General features: G+C 69.1%; 1 protein-coding gene. It reads left to right on the top strand.

The features are described from left to right. Positions 1-311, top strand: a 311-nt coding sequence (locus tag SB754_RS19685) for a UvrD-helicase domain-containing protein (protein WP_410784079.1), incomplete at both ends; no start/stop codon positions are given.

Here is a 311-nt window from a genome sequence, read left to right on the forward strand (position 1 = left end):
CGGCACTTCACGGTCGACGAGTACCAGGACGTCTCCGCGCTGCAGAACCGACTGCTCGAGCTGTGGTTGGGCGATCGACGCGACATCTGCGTCGTGGGCGACGCGAGTCAGACGATCTACTCGTTCACGGGTGCCGAAGCGCGGCACCTGCTCGAGTTCGGCACGCGCTACCCGGACGCGACCGTGGTCCGCCTCGAGCACAACTACCGTTCCGCGCCGCCGATCCTCGACGCGGCGAACGCGCTCATGCGCGATCGAGCGGGCGCCCTGCGTCTGAGGCCCACCCGCGAATCCGACACGCCGCGGCCTGT

It is taken from the genome of Leifsonia sp. SIMBA_070 (assembly GCF_046534635.1).
GTDB lineage: Bacteria > Actinomycetota > Actinomycetes > Actinomycetales > Microbacteriaceae > Leifsonia.